This is a genomic window from Staphylococcus hsinchuensis (assembly GCF_038789205.1).
GTDB lineage: Bacteria > Bacillota > Bacilli > Staphylococcales > Staphylococcaceae > Staphylococcus > Staphylococcus hsinchuensis.
The window spans coordinates 122,839-137,565 of sequence record NZ_CP128355.1 but is presented as its reverse complement, the minus strand read 5'-3'; the positions used below and the strand labels follow the sequence as shown (position 1 = coordinate 137,565).

Below are 14,727 nucleotides of genomic sequence, written 5' to 3'. Positions count from 1 at the left end.
GTAAAATGATCAGCAAAATTGATAAAAATAAAGTACGTTTAAAAAGACATGCTCGTGTTCGTACTAAATTATCTGGTACAGCTGAAAAACCACGTTTAAACATTTATCGTTCAAACAAGCATATCTATGCACAAGTTATCGATGATGTGAACGGTGAAACGTTAGCGCAAGCATCAACTCAAGAAGATGCATTTGCAAACGAATCTGGTTCAAAAGTTGAATTATCAGCTAAAGTCGGAGAAACAGTAGCCAAAAGAGCAAGCGAAAAAGGCGTTAAAACAATCGTATTCGACCGTGGAGGTTACTTATACCATGGCCGTGTGAAAGCTTTAGCCGAAGCAGCTCGTGAAAATGGATTAGAATTTTAATTTAAAGGAGGGACATTTACATGGCTCGTAGAGAAGAAGCTAAAGAGTTTGAAGAACGCGTTGTTACAATTAACCGTGTTGCAAAAGTTGTAAAAGGTGGACGTAGTTTCCGTTTCACAGCTCTAGTAGTTGTTGGTGATAAAAACGGACGCGTTGGATTCGGAACAGGTAAAGCACAAGAGGTTCCAGAAGCTATCAAAAAAGCTGTAGAATCAGCTAAAAAAGATTTAGTTCACGTACCACGTGTTGAAGGAACTACTCCTCACATCATCACTGGTCGTTATAGTTCAGGTAGCGTACTTATGAAACCAGCTGCACCAGGTACTGGTGTTATCGCAGGTGGTCCAGTTCGTGCGGTATTAGAATTAGCAGGTATTACTGATATCTTAAGTAAATCATTAGGTTCAAACACTCCAATTAACATGGTTCGTGCGACAATCAATGGTTTACAAAACCTTAAAAACGCTGAAGATGTTGCGAAATTACGTGGCAAATCAGTAGAAGAATTATACAATTAAGGAGGGAAAATAAATTATGGCTAAATTACAAATTACCCTCACTCGTAGTGTTATAGGTCGTCCAGAAACACAACGTAAAACTGTTGAAGCTTTAGGTTTGAAAAAAACTAATTCTTCAGTAGTTGTTGAAGATAACCCAGCTATTCGTGGGCAAATCAACAAAGTAAGTCACTTAGTGACAGTAGAAGAAAAATAATTTGAGGAGGTGCCGAAATGAAATTACATGAGTTAAAACCAGCTGAAGGTTCACGTAGAGAACGTAACCGCGTAGGTCGTGGTGCAGCTACAGGTAACGGAAAAACAAGTGGTCGCGGTCAAAAAGGACAAAAAGCGCGTTCAGGTGGTAAAGTAAGACCAGGATTCGAAGGTGGTCAATTACCATTATTCCGTCGCTTACCAAAACGAGGTTTTACTAACATTAACAGTAAGGAATATGCTATTGTTAACTTAGACCAACTTAACAAGTTTGAGGATGGTACAGAAGTAACTCCAGCCTTATTAGTAGAATCTGGTGTAGTTAAAAGTGAAAAATCTGGTATTAAAATATTAGGTAATGGTACGCTTGATAAGAAACTAACAGTTAAAGCTCATAAATTCTCTGCTTCTGCAGCAGATGCTATTGATGCAAAAGGTGGAGCACACGAGGTGATCTAATGTTTAAAACGCTTGTGGAGTTCTTTAAAACAAAAGAAGTCCGTAACAAGATCTTTTTTACACTCGCAATGTTAGTTATATTTAAAATAGGTACTTTTATTCCCGCACCCGGGGTTAACCCAAATGCCTTTGAAAATCATCAAGGTTCTCAAGGTGTCACTGATTTGTTAAACACATTCGGTGGTGGAGCCTTGAAGAACTTTTCTATCTTTGCTATGGGGATAATGCCTTATATTACTGCATCGATTGTAATGCAGTTATTACAAATGGATATTGTTCCGAAGTTTACAGAGTGGGCAAAACAGGGTGATGCAGGAAGAAGAAAGCTGAATAACTTTACACGTTATTTTGCAATTGCTCTTGCATTTATACAATCAATCGGAATGGCGTTCCAATTTAACAATTATCTAAAAGGCCAATTGCTAATAGATAATTCGATATTAAGTTATTTATTGATTGCTGTCGTGTTAACAGCTGGTACGGCATTCTTAATTTGGTTGGGTGAACAAATCACTCAATTTGGTGTAGGTAATGGTATTTCGATCATTATCTTTGCAGGTATATTGTCATCATTACCATCATCTTTAGGTCAATTTTATCAACAAGCATTTGTCGGACAAGATGATGTCTCAATGGCTTGGTTGAAAGTAATTGGTTTAGTTGTGGGTATGATTTTATTAACAGTAGGTGCAATTTACGTATTACAAGCTATTCGTAAAATACCAATTCAATACGCTAAGAAACAATCAACACAACGATTAGGTTCACAAGCAACGTATTTACCTTTAAAAGTTAACTCTGCAGGGGTTATCCCAGTTATCTTTTCAATGGCGTTTTTCTTGTTACCAAGAACATTAACTTTATTCTTCCCCAAAGCAGAATGGGCACAAAAGATTTCAGACGTAGCCAATCCATCACATAATATCGGAATGGTTGTATATGTTATATTAATTATTGCATTTGCGTACTTCTATGCGTTTGTGCAAGTTAATCCTGAAAAAATGGCAGATAACCTAAAGAAACAAGGAAGCTATGTTCCCGGTATTAGACCTGGTGAGCAAACTAAAAAATATATTACTAGAGTACTCTATCGTTTGACGTTTGTAGGTTCTTTATTCTTAGCAGTGATTGCCATTTTACCTATTCTTGCTACGAAGTTTATGAACTTACCACAATCCATTCAGGTTGGTGGTACAAGTTTACTTATCGTTATAGGTGTTGCAATTGAAACTATGAAGAGTCTAGAAGCTCAAGTAAGTCAAAAAGATTATAGAGGCTTTGGTGGTAGATAAATTGTAGGAGGGCACTTATGAATATCATTTTAATGGGTTTACCTGGTGCAGGTAAAGGAACTCAAGCGAGTGAAATTGTTAAGAAATTCCCAATTCCACACATATCTACTGGTGACATGTTCAGAAAAGCGATTAAAGATAAAACTGATTTAGGTAAAAAAGCTGAATCATATATGGATCGTGGTGAACTTGTTCCTGATGAAGTTACTGTGGGTATCGTTAAAGAAAGAATTTCTGAAGACGATGCGAAGAAAGGGTTCTTATTAGACGGTTTTCCTCGTACTATCGATCAAGCTGAAGCATTAAATAGTATTATGCAAGAACTTGATAGAGAAATTGATGCAGTTATAAACATTGAGGTGCCAGAAGAAGAATTAATGAACCGCCTTACTGGTCGTAGAATTTGCGAGAAGTGCGGAACAACTTATCATCTTGTATTTAATCCTCCAAAGGTTGAAGGTGTATGTGATCTTGACGGAGGGAAATTGTATCAACGTGAAGATGACAACCCAGAAACAGTTGCAAATCGTTTAGAAGTCAATGTTAAACAATCTAAACCTATTATCACTTATTATCAAGATAAAGGTGTATTGCGTAACATTGATGGTTCAAGAGATATTGACGAAGTTACAAAAGATGTAATCAATATTTTAGAAAACTTATAGGATCAACTATTACGGTCTGTAGTTAAGCCAAAGGTATAATTGAATAAGAGTGATAATGCGATTGAGTAATTCATTTTAATTTTGTTAGACTTTTATAAACGCACTAATAGACTCGTATGGTTTGAGTTGATAGGTAACGATAACCAACTATATGTATAAGGGGGAAATTAGTAAATGGCAAAACAAGATGTAATTGAATTAGAAGGTACTGTATTAGATACTTTACCGAATGCAATGTTTAAAGTAGAATTGGAAAATGGTCATGAGATTTTAGCACATGTAAGTGGTAAAATCAGAATGAATTATATCCGTATTCTACCTGGCGACAAAGTAACAGTAGAAATGTCTCCGTACGATTTAACACGCGGAAGAATTACTTATCGTTATAAATAAAGTCACTCCATAATATAGGGAGGTATAAAAATGAAAGTAAGACCATCAGTAAAACCAATTTGCGAAAAATGCAAAGTCATTAAACGTAAAGGTAAAGTAATGGTAATTTGTAGCAATCCTAAGCACAAACAAAAACAAGGATAATAAAGAGAGGTGTAAATAATTATGGCACGTATTGCAGGAGTGGATATTCCACGTGAAAAACGTATCGTTATTTCATTAACATATGTATACGGTATCGGTACAACAACAGCAAACAAAATTGCTGAAGAAGCAAATGTTTCACCAGCTACACGAGTTAAAGATCTAACAGATGACGAATTAGGTCGTATCCGTGAAGTAGTAGACGGCTATAAAGTTGAAGGTGACTTACGCCGTGAGCAAAACTTAAACATTAAACGTTTAATGGAAATCTCATCTTACCGTGGTATTCGTCACCGTCGTGGCTTACCAGTACGCGGACAAAAGACTAAAAACAATGCTCGTACAAGAAAAGGCCCAGTTAAAACTGTAGCTAATAAGAAAAAATAATAGGTAAAGGAGGCAAAATATAAATGGCACGTAAACAACAAGTATCTCGTAAACGTAAAGTGAAAAAGAATATTGAGAATGGTGTTGCACACATCCGCTCAACATTCAACAATACAATCGTAACTATCACTGATGAGTTTGGTAACGCATTATCATGGTCATCAGCAGGTGCACTTGGATTCAAAGGTTCTAAAAAATCAACACCATTTGCTGCTCAAATGGCATCAGAAACTGCATCTAAGACAGCTATGGAACATGGTTTAAAAACTGTTGAAGTTACTGTAAAAGGACCTGGTCCAGGTCGTGAATCAGCTATCCGTGCATTACAATCAGCTGGTTTAGAAGTAACTGCAATCCGTGACGTTACTCCAGTACCACATAATGGTTGTCGTCCACCAAAACGTCGTCGCGTATAATTTTATTGTTTAGTCACAGGTCACTGAGAAATACAGTATATATCAAGTCGACGTATTCAAGGAGGATTTTTGTAAATGATTGAAATAGAAAAACCTAGAATTGAAACAATTGAAATTAGTGAAGATGCTAAATTCGGTAAGTTCGTTGTTGAACCACTAGAGCGTGGCTACGGTACTACACTAGGAAACTCCTTACGTCGTATCCTACTATCTTCATTACCAGGTGCAGCCGTCAAGTACATTGAAATCGAAGGTGTGTTACACGAATTCTCAGCAATAGATAATGTAGTCGAAGATGTTTCAACAATTATTATGAACATTAAAAAACTTGCATTAAAAATCTATTCTGAAGAAGACAAAACTTTAGAAATTGATGTTAAAGATGAGGGCGAAGTTACTGCAAGTGACATTACTCATGATAGTGATGTAGAGATTTTAAATCCTGATATTAAAATCGCAACAGTTTCTAAAGGTGGACATTTAAAAATCCGTCTTGTTGCTAATAAGGGTAGAGGTTACGCATTAGCAGAAGAAAATAACACTAGTGATTTACCAATTGGTGTAATTCCAGTGGATTCACTTTATTCACCTGTTGAACGTGTAAACTATACAGTTGAAAATACACGTGTAGGTCAAAGTAGTGATTTTGATAAATTGACTTTAGATGTCTGGACAGATGGTTCGATTACGCCACAAGAATCTGTATCTTTAGCAGCTAAGATCTTAACTGAACACTTGAATATCTTCGTTGGATTAACTGATGAAGCTCAAAATGCTGAAATCATGATTGAAAAAGAAGAAGATCAAAAAGAAAAAGTATTAGAAATGTCAATTGAAGAACTAGATTTATCTGTTCGTTCATACAACTGCTTAAAACGTGCAGGCATTAACTCTGTTCAAGAATTAGCTGATAAATCAGAAGCAGATATGATGAAAGTGCGTAATTTAGGACGTAAATCTTTAGAAGAAGTTAAATATAAACTTGAAGATTTAGGTTTAGGTTTAAGAAAAGAAGATTAATATAAAGGAGGTTAACTCATGGGTTACAGAAAATTAGGACGTACTTCTGATCAACGTAAAGCAATGCTACGTGACTTAGCGACGTCACTTATCGTTAGCGAACGCATTGAAACTACAGAAGCTCGTGCAAAAGAACTACGTAGCATCGTAGAAAAATTAATCACTTTAGGTAAAAAAGGCGATATCGCTTCTCGTCGTCAAGCAGCTGAAACATTACGTAAAGTTGAAATTTTAAATGAAGATGAAACTACTCAAACAGCACTTCAAAAGCTATTTGGTGAAATTGCTGAACGTTATGAAGAACGTCAAGGCGGTTACACTCGTATCTTAAAAGCAGGCCCTCGTCGTGGTGATGGTGCTGAGTCAGTAATCATTGAATTAGTTTAATTTAAATACACGTACTACTATATATAAAGCAAATGAGTGCAACGATAGTATTTGCCACATACAAATATTGTCTAGCTCAGAGTACCCCATCAAAACTAAATAACTTGTTAAAGCGTGAACTCAATATTGATGGGGTGCGCGCTTTTTTTTTACTCCCCCTTATTAGCTATGCTAATTAGGGGGAGTTATGCATTTGCCAATGCAAATGCGAACCGCTAAACCCTTATTAGTTTTACTAATTAGGGGGAGTTGACTGTGGGACAGAAATCTAGAAAGATTTCGTAGTCCCACGTCGGCAAGGATGACTAGAATTGAAACAAGCTTTTTAAAGCGCGATTTCAATTCAGACATCTACTGCCAAACATGTAGCAGGTATGTAATTAGAATAATCGAATATGCGAATCTTTGAGCCATTGAAACGCTGGTGATTAGGGGGAGTCTTTTAGGGAACACCTGAGCAGAGTTCATGTGTAAGTATCACTAAGTTGCAGGGCAATAAGTGCTGCTTTATTTGTTCAATATGATTGAGGGGTGTGCATTTTTAGCATGTTTCATGTAGAATAAAATAGATGTATTAATTTATTTTGGAGGCAATTGAAATGGTCATGGATAACCATGCGATAGCGTTTAATCATGTTTCATTTAAATACGATGAGGATGCATCTTTAGTACTAGATGATGTATCTTTTAATGTGCCTACAGGCCAATGGACATCTATTGTTGGTCATAATGGTTCTGGAAAGTCTACGATTGCTAAATTAATGATTGGTATTGAAGAGCCAGTAGCAGGAACGATTTATTTAAATGGTCAGCAACTTAACGCATCTTCGGTTCAAGAGTTAAGAAAGCAGATTGGTATTGTATTTCAAAATCCTGAGAATCAATTTGTAGGGGCTACGGTTGAATTTGATGTTGCATTTGGGCTAGAAAATCATGCAGTGGGTTATGAAAAAATGCAACAAATTGTTCCTGACGTACTGCAAGATGTGGAGATGTTGGATAAAGCAAAGTATGAACCACAATCATTATCGGGTGGTCAAAAACAACGTGTTGCTATTGCAGGGGTTCTTGCATTGAATACAGATATCATTATTTTGGATGAAGCAACTTCAATGTTGGATCCTTCGGGGCGTAAAGAATTATTAAACTTGATTCGAGAATTGAAACAACACAGAGATGTTACGATTATATCGATTACGCATGATTTAACAGAAGCTTTAGTAGCTGATCATTTAATTGTGATGAACGAGGGTAAAGTTTATGATGCAGGACCACCACAATATATTTTTAAAGATGGTGCTCAATTGACGAAAATAGGTTTAGATTTACCATTTTCAATGCGTATGAATCAGCTCCTCTTTAATAAAAACGACTTTGTAACTTACGAAAGGTTGTTGGAGAATTTATGACAGTCAAATTTAATCATGTGAGTTATACCTATCAAGTAGGCACACCCTTTGAACATCAAGCTTTAGCAGACGTTGTAACGCAATTTGAAAATGGCCGATACTATGCACTCATAGGTCAAACTGGTTCTGGGAAGTCGACTTTAATACAACATTTCAATGGTTTACGAAAACCCACTGAAGGTGCTTTGCAAATTGACGATTTAACGATTACGAAAAAGAGTAAGGATAAACATTTAAAGTCTATTCGTAAAAGAATAGGAATGGTCTTTCAATTTCCTGAGTCACAGCTATTTGAGGAAACAGTGGAAAAAGAGATTCTTTTTGGGCCTAAAAATTTTGGCATGCCAGTGGAGCAAGTTAAAGACAGAGCAAAATCATTATTAGAAGAGTTTGGCTTTGATAAAGATATAATGCAGCAATCACCATTTCAAATGTCAGGTGGTCAAATGCGTAAGATAGCATTGACTTCAATATTAGCAATGGATCCAGATATTATCATTTTAGATGAGCCTACTGCAGGTTTGGACCCTCAAAGTAGAATTCAAGTGATGACAATGATAAAAGAGCTACAGTTAGAACACCAAAAGACAATCATACTCGTAACACATGAAATGAATGATGTTGCACGTTATGTAGATGAAGTGAAAGTGATGGCGAATGGGAATGTCATAGATAGTTGTTCGCCACGCAAGTTGTTTCGAGATGTTTCATTTGTACAACAATATAATTTAGAGTTACCAGATGTAGTACAATTACAACATGATGTTGAACAGAAAAACAAAATTAGCTTTAACGATCTAGCATTAACCGAAACAGAATTTGTTGAATTGTATAAGGAGTGGCAACGTCATGAAAGATAAATTAATTATTGGTCGTTACATCCCTTTAAATACTACTATTCACAATTTAGACCCAAGAGCGAAATTTATCTTTACTTTTATATTTATCATACTTATCTTTTTAGCACATTCTGTGGCTACTTATCTCTGGTTATTTATACTGATATTCATTTTTATGAAATCAGCACATATCAAACCATGGTTTTTAATAAAAGGCTTAACTCCCATATGGTTCTTTATGATATTTACCTTTTTAATGCATGTATTTGTGACAAAAGGTGGTACACGTCTTGTAGAATTTGGTGTGATATCTATCGATACAAACGGAATTGTGGAAGGGATATTTATTGGTTTAAGATTAATTTTTATATTATTAATTTCAACAATTTTAACCTTAACGACGAGTCCTATTGATTTAACGGATGCATTTGAAAAGTTGTTAACGCCTTTAAAATGGATTAAAGTACCCGTCAACCAATTAAGTTTAATGATGTCTATTGCTTTAAGGTTTATACCAACTTTAATGGATGAATTAGATAAAATCATCTTTGCACAAAAATCAAGAGGATCAGAAATGAGTTCGGGAAGTATTTTAAATCGTATTAAAGCTTATATCCCATTATTAATTCCACTATTTATCTCATCGTTTCAACGAGCAGAAGATCTCGCTATTGCTATGGAAGTGAGAGGTTATGATGCGAATAGCCAAAGAACAAGTTACCGTCAATTACATTGGCACATGAAAGATACAATTTCAATAATACTTTTAATACCGATCGCAGGTATTTTAATTGGGTTAAAGTTATTAGGAGTGTAGTAAGATGCGTGTTTTAGTAAACATTTCATATCAAGGAAGTCAGTTTCTTGGCTTTCAAATCCAACAAAATGGTCGAACAGTACAACAACAATTTGAAAAGATTTTGACTAGAATGCACAAACGGCACGTCAGAATTCATCCTACCAGTCGCACAGATAGAGGAGTCCATGCGATTGAGCAGTATTTTCATTTTGATACGGAACTCAATATATCTAGGCAACAATGGCAGTATGCAATGAATCGATTTTTACCGGATGACGTATGTGTTAATGAAGTAACATTTGTAGATTCAGAGTTTCATTGTAGATATGACAGTTTAGGTAAATGCTACCGTTATAAAGTGTATCAAGACCAGCGTAAGGATCCGTTTCAGAGTGGACTTAAAACGCACATACCAGAAGAATTAGATATTGAAAAAATGCAACAAGCAGCGCGCTTATTTATCGGAACACATGACTTCACAGCATTTTGCTCACAAAAAGCAGAAACAGAAAGCAAAGTACGTACTTTATATGATAGTAAAATTGTTAAAACGGAAGATGGCTTTGATTACATCGTTGCTGGTTCAGGCTTTTTATACAATATGGTTCGGGTTCTAGTGGCATTTTTAGTTCAAGTAGGGAAAGGCAAACAAGACCCTCAAGCTGTCCCTCAGTTATTAGCAGATAAAGATAGAAATAAAATTCCGTTTACAGCACCACCTGAAGGACTGTACTTGCAAAAGGTATATTTAACGGAAAATGCACTTATTTCAGATTACGGAAAAGACGTTTTAACAGACAAAAAAATTGATACAAAATATCAAAATGAGATTGACAAAACCCTTTAAAAATTATACGATTATTAACGGTATTGTTTTATATCACCCCACGATAAGCCCCGGAAACTTATTGTGTTACAAGATATAGAAGCACGTAGAACAAATAATGGAAATAAATGAAAATTTATGATTTAAGAGTATCTACTATTAAACAAGAAATATTTATTTATTTACTCTAGGAGGACAATGAAATGCGTCAAACATTTATGGCAAATGAATCAAACATTGAACGTAAATGGTATGTTATCGATGCAGACGGACAAACATTAGGTCGTTTATCATCTGAAGTAGCATCTATTTTACGTGGTAAGAATAAAGTAACTTATACACCGCACGTTGACACTGGTGATTATGTAATCATCATTAACGCTTCAAAAATTAAATTCACTGGTAATAAAGAACAAGATAAAGTTTATTACCGTCACTCAAATCACCCAGGTGGAATCAAATCAATCACAGCTGGTGAGTTAAGAGCAACTAACCCAGAGCGTTTACTTGAAACTTCAATTAAAGGTATGTTACCAAGTAACCGCTTAGGCGAAAAACAAGGTAAAAAACTATTTGTATATGGTGGCGCTGAACATCCACACGCTGCACAACAACCAGAAAACTACGAGTTACGTGGTTAATTAGAAGGAGGAAATTACATTGGCACAAGTTGAATATAGAGGCACAGGCCGTCGTAAAAACTCAGTAGCACGTGTACGTTTAGTACCTGGTGAAGGTAATATCACTGTAAACGATCGTGATGTACGTAGCTACTTACCATTCGAATCATTAATCTTAGATTTAAACCAACCATTTGAAGTAACTGAAACTAAAGGTAACTATGATGTATTAGTAAACGTTCACGGTGGTGGATTCACAGGACAAGCTCAAGCAATCCGTCACGGTATCTCACGTGCATTATTAGAAGCAGACCCTGAGTACAGAGGTTCTTTAAAACGCGCTGGATTACTAACTCGTGACCCACGTATGAAAGAACGTAAGAAACCAGGTCTTAAAAAAGCACGTCGTTCACCACAATTCTCAAAACGTTAATTTGTCACTGTTGCGAAATTATTTGCTTACAGTTTCGATACGCAAATTGCGTTCAAAAAGCACGCTTTGGATTATTCCAAAGCGTGCTTTTTTTATTTTATAATGCAATAAGTTCTAACAAGGATTTTCGATTTTCTTCTCCGTATACATGAGGCATGACCATAACTTCATCAATATTGTATTTAGCATACAATCCATTTAACGCTTCCTTAACTTCCTCAGGGGACCCTGCTATAACACGACTTTTATTTTTATAAATTTTAGCTTGTTCTCTTTCAGAAAACTTTCTTTCATTCGCATATTGGATTGAGTAATATGACGTAGGTTGATTTAAATAATTTATTCGCAATAACCATAAATGAAATGCGCGTAACAAATCATTTAACACTTTCTCATTTTTAGCAGTTACCACGAAAGTAGCTAACATCACATAAGGCTGTTTATCTGAATGGAGCTGTTTAAAATGCGAACGATAAGTTTCAATAACCGAATTTAATGCCCGTTGCTGTTGACCCATTTGCATCACAACGAGTGGTAGTCCTTTTTCTGCAGCAAGTTTGGCACTCCGCGTACTCATGCCTAATATGAACATTTGAGGTTGGGTAGCAATTTGAGGTGTGGCTAATAAGCCTTTAAAACGATTATGTTCTGATGTGTCATCATTAAAATAAGCTAATAAGTCATCAATTTGCGTACTATAATTGACTTCGCTTTTATCTTTATGTTCGTTTAATGCTTCATTCACATTTCTAAAGCTCGATGATTTTCCCGTACCAATATCGACTCTATTTGGATGTCTGGCTTCCATAATTTTCAACTGTTCGCTCACTTTATAGGCACTATAATGTGGCAACATAATACCGCCACTACCGATACGAATTGTCGACGTATTTTCTAACAGTGACATCATAATCATCTCTGGAGCGCTAGATGCGACAGATAAGACTTGATGATGTTCTGCAACCCAATATCGATGGTATCCTAATTGTTCTGCCCATTGTGCGAGTTCTATAGAATGATTCAAAGCTTCTGTAGTATTGCGGCCTTCAAAAATAGGTACATAGTCTAAAACACTTAGCTTCATTTAAGTTGCTCCTATCAATTTGGTGTTTCTACGTTCAATGTTAAAGTTAAGGTCATCATAACACGCTATGTAAATCTCCTATAAACGATTTGATTGCCTTGTACAAGCTCCTCCATTTAAAATGAAATAAAAGAATGAATGGAGGCATGTTTTATGAACAATGAACGTATTGTATTAGCACAAAGACCACAAGGAATTCCTTCTGATGATGTATTTCGTACCGAAACAGTAGAATTAAATGATTTACAAGACGATGAAATTCAAGTTGAAGCTTTATATATTTCAGTAGATCCTTACTTGAGAGGTAGAATGAATGACACAAAATCTTACGTGCCACCGTTTCAACTTGATGAGCCAATTACAAGTCATCTTGTCGGTAAAGTCACAGAATCAAAGCATTCACAATTTGAAAAAGGTGATATTGTAACAGGTAGAGCACCATGGCAAAAGGTGACAAACATTTCAGGCGAAGATATGACCAAAGTATCACAAACTGATGTGCCATTATATTTATATCTAAGTGTATTAGGTCTAACAGGTCAAACAGCATATCACGGACTATTAAAAATAGGAGAACCTCAACCAGAAGAAACGGTTGTAGTTTCAGCAGCATCAGGGGCAGTAGGTTCAGTCGTAGGTCAAATTGCAAAAATTAAAGGCGCACATGTTGTTGGTATTGCGGGTGGTCCTGAGAAAACAGCCTACTTAACTGAGGAATTAGGTTTTGATGCCGCTGTTGATTATAAAAAAGATGATTTCAAAGAGCAGCTAGCTAATGCAGTGCCTAATGGTATCGACGTTTATTTCGAAAATGTAGGTGGCGATATTGCAGATGAAGTGTTTAAACACTTAAATCAGTTTGCACGAATTCCTGTATGCGGTGCGATTTCTCAATATAACGATACAGAAATTGAACATGGTCCACGCATTCAACCAATATTGATTAAATCACAAGCATTGATGAAAGGTTTCATTGTTGGTAATTATGCAAATGACTTTAAAAATGCTAGTAAAGAATTAGCACAATGGGTACAATCAGACCAAATAAAAACGAAAACTTCAATTATGGAAGGGTTCGACAACCTACCGCAAGCTTTTAGAAACTTATTTACTGGTGATAATTTCGGTAAACAAGTAGTAAAAGTTGCAGAAGTGGATTAAATTTAGGAGTTGGTATGATGAAAGCAATTGTTTCAAATAATCAATTTTCATTAGATGATGGGAACCAATTTTCAGAAATAGATATACCTCAGCCGGAACCTGGTGAGGGAGAAATACTAATTAAAGTAGAGACGTTGAGTGTCAATCCTGTAGATACGAAATTGAGACAACAACCATTTAGTGATGAAGAAAAACATCGTATATTAGGTTATGATGCAGTAGGAACGATTGAAAAAATCGGAAACAATGTTTCAACATTTAAAAAAGGTGACAGAGTATTTTATTCTGGTGCGCCATCTTATGCAGGTGCCAATCAGCAGTATCAACTTATGGATGTACGTTTAGTTGCACACGCACCTCAATCATTGAAGCCGACTGAAGCGGCTGCACTACCGTTAACAGGTTTAACAGCTTATGAGACGTTATTTGATACTTTCAATATCTCAGAAAATCCACAGGAAAATCGTGGTAAAACATTGTTAATCATAAATGGTAGTGGTGGGGTTGGCAGTATTGCAACTCAAATTGCCAAAGCTTATGGGTTACGTGTCATTACTACAGCTTCTAGAACAGAAACGATAGAATGGTCAAAACAGATGGGGGCAGACCTCGTCCTTAACCATAAAAATGACCTATCAGATGAATTAAAAAAACACGACCTTGCTGATGTTGATTATATATTTTGCACCTTTAATACTGATGCTTATTATGAAAAAATGATTGAACTCGTAAAGCCACATGGCAAGATTACTACAATTGTTGCGTTTCAAGACAAACAAGATTTGAATTTATTAAAATCAAAGAGTGTCACATTTACACACGAATTCATGTTCACAAGACCGTTACATCAAACTGAAGATATGCAAAAACATCAAACTTATTTACAAGATATTGCACAAAAGGTTGATGACGGCGTTTATCACACGACATTAAATCAAACATTAAATGGGCTTACGACAGAAACGCTTTTTAAAGCACATGAAATACTAGAAAGCCATAAGATGATTGGTAAGTTAGTCATTCAAGTTGATGAAGATAGCGAAAATTAAAATAAGCGGAGTGGAATAGAAATCGAATTTTTTAATAGAGATTTCGTAATCCCACCCTGACAATGATGACTGGGATGGAAAAGCTTGATATAAGCTCGTTTTCAATTCAGATTCTAAGCCACCAACGAAGATTAGTTTTATCTTCGCTGGTGGCTTTTAATATGGTTTTATATGGATTTGATTATTTAATATATAATAAAATATTATTAATTAATATATTTACGATAAACTTGCACAAGGTTCACGAAAAATATTTTTATTTT

General features: G+C 35.6%; 21 protein-coding genes. 20 read left to right on the top strand and 1 reads right to left on the bottom strand.

Going from position 1 to position 14,727, the window contains the following annotated elements; genetic code table 11:
• The first annotated feature begins 5 nt into the window (after positions 1-5).
• The 18 genes from rplR (at position 6) to rpsI (ending at position 11,170) form a co-directional block, all read left to right on the top strand.
• A complete protein-coding gene (rplR, locus tag QQM35_RS00755; RefSeq protein WP_251518031.1) occupies positions 6-368 on the top strand; it encodes a 50S ribosomal protein L18 in 363 nt (120 codons plus the stop codon).
• Between the two features lie 20 nt (positions 369-388).
• Complete coding sequence (gene rpsE, locus QQM35_RS00750; protein ID WP_251518033.1) at positions 389-886, top strand: 30S ribosomal protein S5; 498 nt, start codon at positions 389-391, stop codon at positions 884-886.
• A gap of 16 nt (positions 887-902) precedes the next feature.
• On the top strand, positions 903-1,082 hold the full coding sequence (gene rpmD / locus QQM35_RS00745; RefSeq protein WP_002482630.1) for a 50S ribosomal protein L30: 180 nt from the start codon (positions 903-905) through the stop codon (positions 1,080-1,082).
• 17 nt (positions 1,083-1,099) lie between these two features.
• A complete protein-coding gene (rplO, locus tag QQM35_RS00740) occupies positions 1,100-1,540 on the top strand; it encodes a 50S ribosomal protein L15 (RefSeq protein ID WP_342610420.1) in 441 nt (146 codons plus the stop codon).
• Complete coding sequence (gene secY / locus QQM35_RS00735; RefSeq protein WP_251518037.1) at positions 1,540-2,832, top strand: preprotein translocase subunit SecY; 1,293 nt, start codon at positions 1,540-1,542, stop codon at positions 2,830-2,832. The genes rplO and secY overlap by 1 nt, the downstream gene beginning before the upstream one ends.
• 17 nt (positions 2,833-2,849) lie before the next feature.
• A complete protein-coding gene (locus QQM35_RS00730) occupies positions 2,850-3,497 on the top strand; it encodes an adenylate kinase (protein WP_251518039.1) in 648 nt (215 codons plus the stop codon).
• Between the two features lie 174 nt (positions 3,498-3,671).
• Positions 3,672-3,890: a translation initiation factor IF-1 gene (gene infA, locus QQM35_RS00725; RefSeq protein WP_001118443.1), complete on the top strand. Its 219-nt coding sequence runs from the start codon at positions 3,672-3,674 to the stop codon at positions 3,888-3,890.
• A gap of 30 nt (positions 3,891-3,920) precedes the next feature.
• Positions 3,921-4,034: a 50S ribosomal protein L36 gene (gene rpmJ, locus QQM35_RS00720; RefSeq protein ID WP_002471372.1), complete on the top strand. Its 114-nt coding sequence runs from the start codon at positions 3,921-3,923 to the stop codon at positions 4,032-4,034.
• Positions 4,035-4,055: 21 nt separating this feature from the next.
• Positions 4,056-4,421: a 30S ribosomal protein S13 gene (gene rpsM, locus QQM35_RS00715; protein WP_251518041.1), complete on the top strand. Its 366-nt coding sequence runs from the start codon at positions 4,056-4,058 to the stop codon at positions 4,419-4,421.
• A 23-nt stretch (positions 4,422-4,444) separates the two neighbouring features.
• Positions 4,445-4,837, top strand: a complete 393-nt coding sequence (gene rpsK / locus QQM35_RS00710) for a 30S ribosomal protein S11 (RefSeq protein WP_251518043.1) — start codon at positions 4,445-4,447, stop codon at positions 4,835-4,837.
• A gap of 75 nt (positions 4,838-4,912) precedes the next feature.
• A complete protein-coding gene (locus QQM35_RS00705) occupies positions 4,913-5,857 on the top strand; it encodes a DNA-directed RNA polymerase subunit alpha (RefSeq protein WP_251518045.1) in 945 nt (314 codons plus the stop codon).
• Between the two features lie 18 nt (positions 5,858-5,875).
• A complete protein-coding gene (gene rplQ / locus QQM35_RS00700) occupies positions 5,876-6,244 on the top strand; it encodes a 50S ribosomal protein L17 (protein WP_251518047.1) in 369 nt (122 codons plus the stop codon).
• 599 nt (positions 6,245-6,843) lie between these two features.
• The gene (locus QQM35_RS00695) at positions 6,844-7,653 is read left to right on the top strand and encodes an energy-coupling factor transporter ATPase (RefSeq protein ID WP_251518049.1); all 810 of its coding nucleotides are present in this window, start codon (positions 6,844-6,846) and stop codon (positions 7,651-7,653) included.
• The gene (locus QQM35_RS00690; RefSeq protein WP_251518051.1) at positions 7,650-8,513 is read left to right on the top strand and encodes an energy-coupling factor transporter ATPase; all 864 of its coding nucleotides are present in this window, start codon (positions 7,650-7,652) and stop codon (positions 8,511-8,513) included. Before QQM35_RS00695 ends, QQM35_RS00690 begins: the two co-directional genes overlap by 4 nt.
• Positions 8,503-9,309, top strand: coding sequence for an energy-coupling factor transporter transmembrane component T family protein (locus QQM35_RS00685; RefSeq protein ID WP_251518053.1), 807 nt, complete (start codon positions 8,503-8,505; stop codon positions 9,307-9,309). The genes QQM35_RS00690 and QQM35_RS00685 overlap by 11 nt, the downstream gene beginning before the upstream one ends.
• Positions 9,310-9,313: 4 nt before the next feature.
• Positions 9,314-10,138: a tRNA pseudouridine(38-40) synthase TruA gene (gene truA, locus QQM35_RS00680; RefSeq protein WP_342610418.1), complete on the top strand. Its 825-nt coding sequence runs from the start codon at positions 9,314-9,316 to the stop codon at positions 10,136-10,138.
• A 182-nt stretch (positions 10,139-10,320) separates the two neighbouring features.
• A complete protein-coding gene (gene rplM / locus QQM35_RS00675) occupies positions 10,321-10,758 on the top strand; it encodes a 50S ribosomal protein L13 (RefSeq protein ID WP_251518058.1) in 438 nt (145 codons plus the stop codon).
• A gap of 19 nt (positions 10,759-10,777) precedes the next feature.
• Positions 10,778-11,170 carry a 30S ribosomal protein S9 gene (gene rpsI / locus QQM35_RS00670; protein WP_251518061.1) on the top strand — a complete coding sequence of 131 codons (393 nt, stop codon included), beginning with the start codon at positions 10,778-10,780 and terminating at the stop codon, positions 11,168-11,170.
• A gap of 97 nt (positions 11,171-11,267) precedes the next feature.
• Here rpsI and QQM35_RS00665 read toward each other — a convergent pair whose 3' ends face one another.
• Positions 11,268-12,254 carry an LLM class flavin-dependent oxidoreductase gene (locus QQM35_RS00665; protein ID WP_251518064.1) on the bottom strand — a complete coding sequence of 329 codons (987 nt, stop codon included), beginning with the start codon at positions 12,252-12,254 and terminating at the stop codon, positions 11,268-11,270.
• 153 nt (positions 12,255-12,407) lie between these two features.
• Between QQM35_RS00665 and QQM35_RS00660 the strand changes: the two genes are divergently transcribed.
• Positions 12,408-13,415 carry an NADP-dependent oxidoreductase gene (locus QQM35_RS00660; RefSeq protein ID WP_251518067.1) on the top strand — a complete coding sequence of 336 codons (1,008 nt, stop codon included), beginning with the start codon at positions 12,408-12,410 and terminating at the stop codon, positions 13,413-13,415.
• A 17-nt stretch (positions 13,416-13,432) separates the two neighbouring features.
• Positions 13,433-14,464, top strand: a complete 1,032-nt coding sequence (locus QQM35_RS00655; RefSeq protein ID WP_251518069.1) for a zinc-binding alcohol dehydrogenase family protein — start codon at positions 13,433-13,435, stop codon at positions 14,462-14,464.
• Positions 14,465-14,727 lie beyond the last annotated feature (263 nt).